This is a genomic window from Maribacter sp. 4U21 (genome assembly GCF_002742365.1).
GTDB lineage: Bacteria > Bacteroidota > Bacteroidia > Flavobacteriales > Flavobacteriaceae > Maribacter.
On sequence record NZ_MDGN01000078.1, the window covers coordinates 33,059 to 44,497 of the forward strand.

At 41.3% G+C, this 11,439-nt stretch carries 8 protein-coding genes; all 8 read right to left on the minus strand.

Features of this window, described 5'->3' with window-relative positions; translation table 11 throughout:
- Positions 1-28: 28 nt before the first annotated feature.
- The 8 genes from BFP77_RS16605 to BFP77_RS16640 all read right to left on the minus strand — a co-directional run bounded on the left by BFP77_RS16605 (position 29) and on the right by BFP77_RS16640 (position 10,866).
- Positions 29-1,780 carry a hypothetical protein gene (locus BFP77_RS16605; RefSeq protein ID WP_143751931.1) on the minus strand — a complete coding sequence of 584 codons (1,752 nt, stop codon included), beginning with the start codon at positions 1,778-1,780 and terminating at the stop codon, positions 29-31.
- Positions 1,758-3,983: a tryptophan-rich sensory protein gene (locus BFP77_RS16610; protein ID WP_099575174.1), complete on the minus strand. Its 2,226-nt coding sequence runs from the start codon at positions 3,981-3,983 to the stop codon at positions 1,758-1,760. The genes BFP77_RS16605 and BFP77_RS16610 overlap by 23 nt, the downstream gene beginning before the upstream one ends.
- Complete coding sequence (locus BFP77_RS16615) at positions 3,980-5,263, minus strand: BatA domain-containing protein (RefSeq protein ID WP_099575175.1); 1,284 nt, start codon at positions 5,261-5,263, stop codon at positions 3,980-3,982. Before BFP77_RS16615 ends, BFP77_RS16610 begins: the two co-directional genes overlap by 4 nt.
- Before the next feature lie 2 nt (positions 5,264-5,265).
- On the minus strand, positions 5,266-6,162 hold the full coding sequence (locus tag BFP77_RS16620) for a DUF58 domain-containing protein (RefSeq protein WP_099575176.1): 897 nt from the start codon (positions 6,160-6,162) through the stop codon (positions 5,266-5,268).
- A 9-nt stretch (positions 6,163-6,171) separates the two neighbouring features.
- Positions 6,172-7,167 (minus strand): AAA family ATPase, encoded by a 996-nt coding sequence (locus BFP77_RS16625; RefSeq protein WP_099575177.1) that lies wholly within the window; start codon positions 7,165-7,167, stop codon positions 6,172-6,174.
- Positions 7,168-7,176: 9 nt separating this feature from the next.
- Positions 7,177-7,797, minus strand: coding sequence for a DUF4159 domain-containing protein (locus BFP77_RS16630; RefSeq protein WP_099575178.1), 621 nt, complete (start codon positions 7,795-7,797; stop codon positions 7,177-7,179).
- An 84-nt stretch (positions 7,798-7,881) separates the two neighbouring features.
- Entirely contained in the window at positions 7,882-9,198 is a 1,317-nt protein-coding gene (locus BFP77_RS16635) for a TldD/PmbA family protein (RefSeq protein ID WP_099575179.1), read from the minus strand.
- A gap of 27 nt (positions 9,199-9,225) precedes the next feature.
- On the minus strand, positions 9,226-10,866 hold the full coding sequence (locus tag BFP77_RS16640; RefSeq protein ID WP_099575180.1) for a TldD/PmbA family protein: 1,641 nt from the start codon (positions 10,864-10,866) through the stop codon (positions 9,226-9,228).
- Between the last annotated feature and the right edge of the window lie 573 nt (positions 10,867-11,439).

The window sequence follows — 11,439 nt, forward strand, 5'->3', positions numbered from 1 at the left end:
GAAAAGAACAATGTACAATCACATAATTTCAATTCCATAATTTTGGTGTAAGCCATAGATAACCCATACAACAAATGAAAACAAGAAGATACCAAAGCCTTGAAACCGATAGATAGATTTCCTTTTTTAACGTCTTCTTTTCTCCTTGATTAAAAAAACGTTTGTTCTCAGCTATAGAGTTCGCCGAGGCCAATGCGCTCCACTTCGAAGTATCCATTACGAAATAGTTCATTGCTATAGTAGTATCCAACTGAAGATTTAAGCTATCCCAACCTTTCTGTTGTGGATAAAGAGTTCCTCGCCACTTATCATCAAGATTAAAATGCTTTATCAAGGGAATAGCATAACCAGTACTATGTTGCACTTGAGGCCTGTCCTTCTTAGTTCTCACGCCGAATTCAAAAGGTCTATTTACAAAAACCATCTCATCCGAGACATCGAAAATTGCCGCTGGTTCCGTTTTTTTGGAAATTCCGTTTAAGATAGATGACCAAATTTCTTGATACATATCGCTTTTTCCCCTCAAGACCAATTCATAGGAATTTTTTATTAAGCTTGTTCCTATAACACCTTTTCCCATTACGATACGTTTTGCATAATTTCCAATGAGCGATTCTCTTAAACTTGCAATATGGAACCGGTATGGATGTTTTTCGATTGGAACTTTAGACCATCCGGGCAGCGAAAGCTTTTCCTTTCCATCTAGCGTGGCACTAAAATCTACCAAAGTATTCCTTGCCTTGAACAAGCCATTGTTTGGCTGCACAAAAACCCCTAAACCTTCCTGTGACATGCTATTAGCCACAATTCTTTCAGCACTTCGGGTTAATCCCAAAAAAGTCTCCGTATCCAGGATTAAAACATCAAAGGAAGCCAATGACTTTTCGGTAAACCCATAGATTGGTTCGCGTTTTGTGTTGAAATACTCAAACTTGTACTTGCCACTAGTAATCTTACTTCTTACCACCAATTCGTGACCCTCTTCGGATAGATAGTTTTTTAGGTATTTTGTCTCAAAAGATGGAAACTCATTTACGATAAGTACTTTTAACACCTCTTTACCCGCTACTACAACTGGCAATGAATCCGTATTAATCAAGCTACCAACACTATCCGTTTCTACAAGCTGATACACAAATTTTCCTTCGGTCTTCAACTTCGCTTTTAAGGTGAATCCCTGTCTGCTGTCGCTTTTTAAAACAGTGGAATCAAGGCTTTCTCCTGCGGCACCCTGTAACAGCAACTTAGTGCCTGAATTTGGCTCGTTATACATCCCCTTCACAATCAATTCCGTTCCAACGCTACTTTCCTTGGGATAGTTTAATTTTATAATGCCGCTGGGAAACTGGCCCTCTAGATAGTTTACGGAAATTTCCTCAAGTTGCCAATAATCGAATGCGGCCACACCGTGCCCCAAAATAAATAATTCGTTCACCGAAGCTAGTGCCTCCTTTAGATTTTTCCCTGCAACGTAGTTGATTTCTTTTATGAACTGTTCCTGATTTTTTAGACTATCTAATCGAGTTTGACGAAATTCTTCCGTAAGCAATACCGCTTTCCCTTGAACTTCCTCTGCCCATGTTGGGTTAAGAAACATGAACAGTAGCGCCACCAGCCCTATCAAAGCCACGATACTATTGATGAAAAAAATACGATTAAAGCGTCCTTTCCATTCTTTCCAAATAAAGAGTAGTACTAGAACAAACATCACTAGAAGGGAGAGCCACAGCCATTTTTCGTTTATAAATTGAATAGCGCTATTCATTGTTCTCCAGAGCATCTAACATTAATTCATTCAGCCTACTGCTGTAACTATCACCTTTAACAGGCTCCGCTGACAAATTGGGCAAGGCTTGCACCAAGCCTTTTTGAATTGCCTTTAAATCTTCTTCATTGCTGTTCTGGGCTTCGGAAAGCAACTTTAACCCTTGTAATGTGTTTAAATACTTACTTGGCTCTTTTATCGCCAAAAGAGCCAACTCCTCGCCGGCCTTTTGAAAAATTTCCCTATCCGTTGGCTGAAGCGAAACTTTTGTGGTCCGTAAAAGCTCCAGTCTTTCAATGGCCCTATTCATAAAAATATAGGGAAATTCCTTTTCCAAGTCCGCCTGTTTGCTAGAACTCTTAACTTCACCTAATTCGCCGGACAAGCGCTTACTTTCCTTGATCGGCGGAGGGTCAAAACCGATGCGATGCACATAGATACGGGCGCTGTTCTTTATTTCTTGAATCAGTTTTAGTGCTTTGTATTGGTAGGGTAGCGATTTCTCTGGCTCAAACAAGCGTAGGTACAACTCAGCATCCCACATTTCAGCCATGGCCTGTTTCAATTTACTTTTCAACGACTGTGCGAACAAGGTAGATGCTTCCGGGTCTTCATGATTATGAACATAAGCCTCCAGGGGATCTTCTTCCTGATCTTGACTTTCTTCGTGATCATGCTCATGATCGTGTTCTTCTTCCGCCACTAAATTGTGTTCATTATCCGAATCGTGCTTGTGGGAATAGGAGGCCAGAGGGTCTTCGAAATCTGTATCCGCCATAGTATTGGTCGTGGGAGCTACAGGTTCTTCGGTTTCATCACCCATAAATTTACCATACTTTAACCGAAGGGCTTTTTGGTCAAAACCCAACTCATTACTCTTAAAATTATATTCCTTTTTTTCTAGCTTGCTTTCATCAGCTATTAGTTTTTCCGTATCGATAATCAATTGACGTTGACTTCTAAAATAATCTGGCATCAAGTCCGCACCCATGGTTCCTTCCACCTCAAAACCATCCTTAACCGTATCCCTTATTACGGAAAAAAAAGTTTCAGTTCTTGTGCTATTTGGTTTTGGGCTTTTGATATCCGTAGCTTCAACATAGAAATAAAGCTCATCTCCCGGCTCCATTTTCAGTGTTCTCAAATCCAGTTTTTTCTTCAGTAAAGAAGAGGTTGAAGCTTTTTTAAAGAAGTTGTCAAATGACAGCCGCTCTTCCCTAAACTTAACGGACTCCCCAGTACCCTTACTCACCGTTGCTATAATCGCTACCTCAGTAAGACCAAAATCATCTTTTACATGAGCCGTAAACTCCAATAGCTGCGGTTCGGCAAAATCAAAAGATGTAAACGGTTGTAACCCTCTGATGTTAATTGATGGCGCTTCATCCTTATACACTTCAAGAGCGTACAAATCCGATATGTACCTATTTTTCAAAGTGTCTAAAAACTTAAGATTATAAAAACTAGAATTTTCAGCATTCCTAAGGGCAACGTAGGACATATTTTTTTTTGACATGGAAACGTTATCGGTGCCAAATTGCAACCAGGACGCCTTTATTTTTTGATTGTAATCTATACGCCATTTTACGGTCGACCCTTCCAAAGCCTTAATATTCATATCCGAAGTAACCAGCCGTTTTTTGTTGGTGTATTCAGGGTAATCTATGATGATAACTTGCTTATTGATTTTGGGCGGAACAATCGCTACGGTTGCGGTATCCAAAGCTGTAATCACTATGTCATCTTTTTGCGTGGTCTGCGGTATTTGAGTTTTGGGGTTTTCCAATGCCCCATTAAAATAGCAGAACATTACTAATCCAGAACAACACAAGGTAATTAATGCACCTAGTCCAACCCTATTTTTAATATAAATGGATTTTTTATTGGATTTTAGGGTTTGGGCTATTTTGGATTGTTGAATTTTGGCCAGAAGGGTCAATTCTTCTTCAGGTTGTAACAGTAATGAGGCGCTATTTTCTAACACCCTCAAACTAGCATCCAAATGACTACAGATATCGGTTAAACTATAATTCCATGGTTGGCAGTATAATGCTCCAATAAGTCCTGCCACTACAAAGGCCGAAAGTGCTATTACCAAAGAAACCGATAATAAATAGGCAATCATCGCAAAACTTAAAGCAAGAAAGGCTATTTCCATGAAGCGATATACCCGCCATTTCAGCAGTATTTTTTTTAGTATGTCCTGTGCTTCCATCATTGCCTCCTTGATTTAGAAAGTACCCGTTCTACTACTAAAACCATTATGGCCAGCAACCAAAACCATGGTTCTAGAGCGCTTTTTTTTACCTCAATGTCGCTCATTAAACGTTCCGAAGCCAATGGCACCAATTCCTCGCTGGCCAAAACCCGCTTATCCAAGGAGGCAATCTTTTCTGTTAACTCAGGACTTGGAGAAATAATTTCCAGTAAGCTTTCTGTCAATTTACCCTCAAGGGTATTGGCAATAGACAGTCTATCCGTTAAAAAGTAACTCCTGGCTTTATTACCCTTTGAAATTAACTGACCTGAAAGACTATCCTGCTTAAACATGATATAGTTATTATCTGTTTTTGGAGGGAAATCACTTTTCAGCCAAATCAAAAAATCAAAGTCAGATACGGAGGATTCGGCTTCGTCTTTAAAGGCTTTAATAGTCATGGGGTGTTTCGCATAGGTTGAAACAGCCTCCAAGGCTGCCATCATATATTGCGCATCACGCGAAAAATCGGAATCATAAAACAACCCTATGCCCAAGGTGTCTTTTCTCCATAGTTCTACCGTACTGCTCTTACCATTCTCCTCCAGTTTAAGGCTATCGCCCAATAATTGAGCAGACCTATTTTTATTTGCTGATAGGGAAATTTTTTGAATTTCCGTATAGCTATTATCACCCAACAAACGAACCAAGTCCACATCCTCTTCTGTTTTATAGGCTCCAATAATCGTATCTAAGGTCGATTCTTGGTTCATCACCACCCAATTGATTGTGGGGGACATCTTGGGCCGTATTCCTCGTATCCCAGAAATTCGGGACTCCGAGAATATCACTATACTGTCCGATGGAAAGTCGTTCAAAGATTGTACAAGCTGCCAATAGTTAGGTCGGGTATTCGGTATTTCATCGGTATCCAGGGAAGGAAAATCGGTAGAAAACAATCGAAATGATGCCTGGGGTTTGCTTTCCAAAAGGGATTTCATCCTATTATTCTGTAGCAGGGAAGGCTCAATAAAATAGGTTAATGCCTCTCTAGGCATTGGAGACTGCATAGTGGGCCCTGAAATGGCCAATACCAGTAAACCCAGCAATAGCGTTCGCAACAGCAGTAATAGGTATTCGTTGAGCTTCAGCTTTTTGGTCTGTGTAGTTTCTTGAGCCTCTAAAAATTGAATACTTCCTACTTTAATGGTCTTCACCTCTCCCTTGTTCAAAAGATGAACTATCAAAGGCACTAAAAGACCAAGCAGTCCCCATAAATATGTTGGGTGTAGAAAACTCATAATTAATTTAAACGCATTCGTTTTTTAAGAAATAGTTGTAAAGCCTCCTCCATGGGACTGTCCAAACGAAAAACCTCATGACCAATGGTATTACTTAAGAAGAAATTTTTAGTCTTTACCAAAGCGGCCTCCATCTCTTTTAGATATTGCGCTTTGCTGTTTTTCGCATTCACCTTTACACGTTTTCCTGTTTCCAAATCTTCAAATACCAGTGCTCCCGTATAATTAAATTCCAATTCGTTTTTTCCTAAAACCTGAAGTACTACCACCTCGTTTCTTGAAGTCTTTAGCGATTGAATCCATTTGGTCAACTCCCCATTTTGCTCGTACATGTCCGTAATTACGAACAATAATTCCTTCTGACCGCCGTGATGAATCTCCGTAACGGAATTCCTGTCCAATGGCCAATTGCCACTCCCTTCAATCTTTATAAGCTCGTGCAGTAAGCGATTGTAATGTTGCTTGTGGGATGTGGGATGCAATGCTCGCAAACGGCTATTGTTCAGTGAAAAAAGACCTGTGGCATCTCCTTGTTTATAGGAAAGATGTGCTAATGAAGCTACCAAAACCCTCACGTAGTCCATTTTGGACAGCCCTTCTTCCTCATGCAACATGGATGCGCTTGCGTCTACAATGAATTTAACAGCTACCTGAGTATCTATCTCGGATTCCTTGATATAAAACCGACCCGACCTTGCCAACATTTTCCAGTCCAACAAACGCATATCGTCCCCGGGCTGATAACCCCGGTATTGACTGAATTCCAGCCCAGGACCAACCCGCTTGCTTTGATGCGCACCCGATAAATATCCCTCTACAATGACCCTTGCTATAAGTGACAAGCCAGATACACTGTTGATGATTTTTGGTTGAAGTAATTGTCTATAATCCTGTTTCACCTTTTTCGATTATGAACGCGAATGTTCCAATAGTTTTTCAGTAACCTTATCAGAAGTTATCCCCTCTGCTTCTGCCCTAAAGTTCACAATAACCCTATGGCGCAACACAGGAAAGGCGACCTTCTTTAAATCCTCTTCCGTTACCGCTAGTCTTCCATCCTGTAATGCCCGTGCTTTGGCCGTTAAAATCATAGCCTGCCCGGCACGGGGTCCTGCACCCCAACTTACCCATTCCTTGACAAAGGCGTCTGTCGTCGTTTCTGGTCTAGTAGCCCTCACAATTTTATTGACAAAATCGATTAAATCGTCACTGATAGGAACGTCACGTACCAATTGCTGCAGCTTTATGATATCTTCCCCTCCCAGCACTTTTTCTATAACCGCTTTCTTTGAACCCGTGGTGTTCTTTAAGATGGCAGCTTCTTCTTTGGCAGTAGGGTATCCTATTTTAATATAGAACAAAAAACGGTCCTGTTGGGCTTCCGGTAAGGCAAAAGTACCCGATTGTTCAATGGGGTTCTGGGTGGCTAAAATAAAAAATGGCCTAGCCATGGGATAGGTTTCCCCAGAGTAGGTCACTTCAAATTCCTGCATGGCCTCAAGCAATGCCGCCTGGGTTTTTGGAGGAGTTCTATTAATTTCATCCGCTAGGATGATATTCGCAAAAATTGGCCCCTTATTAAATTTGAAGAATTTCTTCCCGGAACTATGGTCCTCTTCTAAAATCTCCGTACCAATGATATCCGAAGGCATAAGGTCTGGCGTAAACTGAATTCTATTGAATTTTAAATCTATGGCTTGTGAAAGGGTCCGTATCAATAGAGTTTTTGCAAGACCTGGCACTCCTTCCAATAAGGCGTGGCCACCTGCTAAAAAAGTGATCAGCAAATGCTCAATCGTCTCTTCCTGCCCCACAATGACCTTGGCAATCTCTTTTTTTAGCAAGGAAAGTTTATCGGTCAGTTCCTTTATTTCTTGTTCTGCTTTCAGCAGTTTGTTATCCATACGAATACTTTAAGAAGTTAATGCATACATCACGATATTCACTCCAAATCGTGTATTGTCTATTTTATACCAACGTTTGTTTCTAAAATCATAATCCCATTCGCATCCATAATCCTTATTGCTGTAGAGTACGCCGACCCTACCATTTACCTCAATTGCCTTTAAATACTCATGGACAAGGTCATCTCCCCAACCGTTCAGCTCTTGGGACGTGGTTGGCGGGCCATCCTCAAATTCAAAAAAAATGGAATATAGTTCATGGTCATTGGGTAATTTCTTTAACCTGCTATTCCCAAATATTTCTTCCATCTGACGTTCAAAGGATTTGGCAAAAAGTCCATCGATGTCATGGTTGCAATCATCAACAAAAACAAAGCCCCCGTTGTTCACATAATTCTCAAAGTTCTCTCTTTCCTTTTTTGTGAACTGCACTAGTTTGTGACCGGACAGGTAGCAGAAGGGACACTTAAAAATGGCATCGCTCGCCAAGGGCACGATATTCTCTACCGTATTGACCTTTAAAGTGGTGTACTCCACCAAAGAATTCAAAAGATTGGAGGGCATTCGTTGATCTACATCCCAATCCCCGGATTCATACTGTAGCCTAGTAAAGAAAAAATTTGTGCTCAAGAGGGTACCATTCTAATTTTGTTATAACGAAAAAACCGGTTGCAACAGACATCAGCTACAACCAGTTTATTTACGTATCTCACGTTAAACCGCGTCCGATAAACTCGTAAAAGTGAAGTCCCTTATTTTCATGTATGGTATAAGATTACCGTTGATGCGCACCTGTTTGCCAAGTGTCTCCAAGTTGTTCAACATGATTATTGGACTCTCATTAAATCTAAAGTTCTTAACAGGATACTTGATTTCTCCGTTTTCAATATAGAAAGTCCCATCTCTTGTTAATCCCGTATAGAGTAGGGTTTGCGGGTCTACGGTTCTGATGTACCATAAACGCGTTACCAAAATTCCCTTTTTTGTGCTTTTTATCAAATCCTCAAGAGAGGCGTCTCCTCCGCCCATAATGAGATTATCCGGGTAAGGTATAGGGTCTACCCCTTTTTGCTGGGCCCAATACCTACTATAGGCCAAATTCTTTACGACTCCGTTTTCTATCCAAGAAGTTTTCTTTAAAGCTTGTCCCGAACCGTTCCAAGTACCGGTGGGTACTTCTGGATGTAGGGGGTCTGACCAAAGATTCACGCGTTCGTCCACAATTTTCTCCCCTATCTTGGTTCCGCCTCCTTCTTTAGACATAAAACTACGACCTTCGTCGGCAGTTCTGGCATCTATGGAATAACCCAGATTAGTGATTAGATTTTCCGCTGCCGCCGGTTCCAAAATCACAGTATATTTTCCCGGTTCTATGGCCTTGGCCTCTTTGGAAAGTACGGCCTTATCAATTGCTGTTTTCGAGGCTTCCGAAGCATCGAACTTGGCAATATCGTTATAGTCCCTAGAAACCCATCCAGACCCTGTACCATCATTACTACGCATGGTCACCGTAAAATCTACGTTGGAATATTTGTTATAGGCAAATAAACCTTTAGAATTGAGCATGGCACTAAACCCGTAAGAATCGTCCAAAAATCCCGCTGCGGTTACATCGTTGGCTATGGCCGGTTGTATACTGTCATTCGCAACGGTAGCTCTGTATTCTGGTGAAATATTTGCCGTTGCCTCCACATAATTTATTGCCTCATCATAGGTTTGCTGCTCCAAAGGCTCCATGAATTCCGGATTCTCCGGAGATAATTTCGCTAACTCCTCTGCCCGTTTCACTACTTTTTCTAAGGAGACATCATCAAATTCGTCTATGGTTGCCGTCCCGGACTTTTTACCATAACTGGATTGCACCACCAAGGTTTGGTTAGATCGGTGCCCGGAGGTGGAGACGGAATTTCGGGCGTAACGTATGTTACCACTTTCACTTCCGCTCAAGTTTATTTCGCAAGTATCAGCCGTGGAAAAACGCAATGCTTTCTCCATTATTTTTCTAGCTTCTTCTTCTGTATATATTGCCATTTTAGTATTTTTTGTTGGGTGAATTGCTTAGATGCTACGACCTGTATTGATTACGTTGATATCGTTAAACCTAGTGGTAGAACTACCATGGGATACCGCACTTATCTGTGATGGCTGTCCTTTACCGTCAAAGAAGGAACCGAACATCCTGTAATCGCTTTCATCACAAATCTTTGCGCAGGAGTTCCAGAACTCTTGCGTGTTGGACTGATATGCCACGTCATTTAGCATACCCACTATTTTACCATCTTTAATTTCATAGAAAACAGTACCTCCAAACTGGAAGTTATACCGTTGTTGGTCGATAGAGTAAGAGCCTCTTCCCGCGATATAGATTCCTTTTTCAACATCCTTTATCATTTCGGAAATGGAATATTTTTCTTTACCCGGCTCTAATGATACATTGGGCATTCTTTGGAATTGCACATCGTTCCAACTTTGGGCATAACAACATCCATGGGATTCATTCTGGCCAATAATGTTCACTTGATCACGAATGGCCTGGTAATTTACCAATGTTCCGTTCCTGACCAAATCCCACTGTTTGCATTTTACTCCTTCATCATCATAACCGACAGCACCAAGACTACCCTCCATGGTTTTATCGGCAACAAGGTTTACAATATCGCTACCGTAGTTAAAGTCACCGGATTTCCACTTGTCCAACGTTGCAAAACTTGTACCCGCGTAGTTTGCTTCGTAACCGAGCACCCTGTCCAGTTCCAAAGGATGCCCAACAGATTCATGGATCGTTAACCCTAAATGGTTAGGCTCTAAGACCAAATCATATTTCCCGGGATCCACTGATTTTGCCGTGAGCATTTGTGTTGCCTGTTTAGCGGCCTGTACCGCATCCTCCACAATATCATAACTCTTTCTATATAGAGTGATACCTGCCGGACCTTCCAGTTTTTCGGAAGCCAGACCGTCCAAATATTCATAACCCATACCCATCGGGGCACTCATGGCCTGTCTAGTCTTGAACTTACCCGCTTCCCTATCGACCGCAGTAACGCCGAAAGTAGGCCATATACGGTGTACATCCTGGTCTATATAAGAACCGTCCGTTGAGGCAAAATACTTTTGCTCGTTCACCATGAACAATGCAGAGTTTACGAAATTGGCGCCATTATCCATAGCGGCCGCGTTTGCATTTAAAAGTAAATCTACTTTCTCGGAAACCGGAACCTCTTTAAAATCTTTTTGAATAGGCGTTTTCCAGGATACCTCACCATGCGCTTGCACGGGAGCCAATTTAACGGGCTCTGTCTGAATCTTAGAATTTGCCTTCGCGATAGCTACAGCCTGTTGTGTCGCTTTTTTGATACCATCCTCAGTAACACTGTTGGTGGAGGCAAAACCCCAAGTCCCATTAGCGATGACCCGTATACCGATTCCAAAGGATTCTGTATTAACCACATTTTGTACCTTGTCCTCTCTTGTAAAGACATATTGGTTCAAGTATCTACCTATTCTAGCATCCGCATAGGTGGCCCCCATCGATTTTGCGGTATTGAGTGCTACATCTGCCATGCGTTTCTTAACTATAACATCCATGCCTGGCTCCAGCAGTGCTTCTGCCTGAATGTTATTTCCCATCAAACTAGCTGGCACCAAGAGTGAGGCTGCGCCCATTCCCGATAATTGTACAAAGTCTCTTCTTTTCATCTAGTGTTATTAAGTTATTGTCCCCTTGTCCTTTTAAAACATAGCTTAAAGCGACTAGGGCGTGTTCGTTAGTTCTAGTCAGCATTCAAAAAAGAGTGGATACCGTGTCTTTTTTAAATGACTCGCCCTAAAATAGCGAATTAAATAGATAAGCACCTCGGGCATTTAGATTTTATTAAGAAGATTTTATGAAAAAACAATGGTGTTACATTTGTGCTCGCATCAACTCTTATTCGTCATGCAAACAGTATATTAACTTTTTCGTCACTAGGTTAATTTTTAATTTGAAGTATGGGAAGAGCTTAAAACAAAAAAACACAAGGCTTTTTTCGTGATTTTGTTTGTATATCGTAAAATTGAAATTATATTTGCAGCCGCTTATAGCGACATGGTGCCTTAGCTCAGTTGTTGAGTCCCGAAGTATCGGGAGACAAAAAATCCATGTGCTTGGTTTTACCAAAAGCCAAGAAGTTAAATAGAAAATTGAAATATTGATAATAATGGTGCCTTAGCTCAGTTGGTAGAGCAATGGACTGAAAATCCATGTGTCCCTGGTTCGATTCCTGGAGGCAC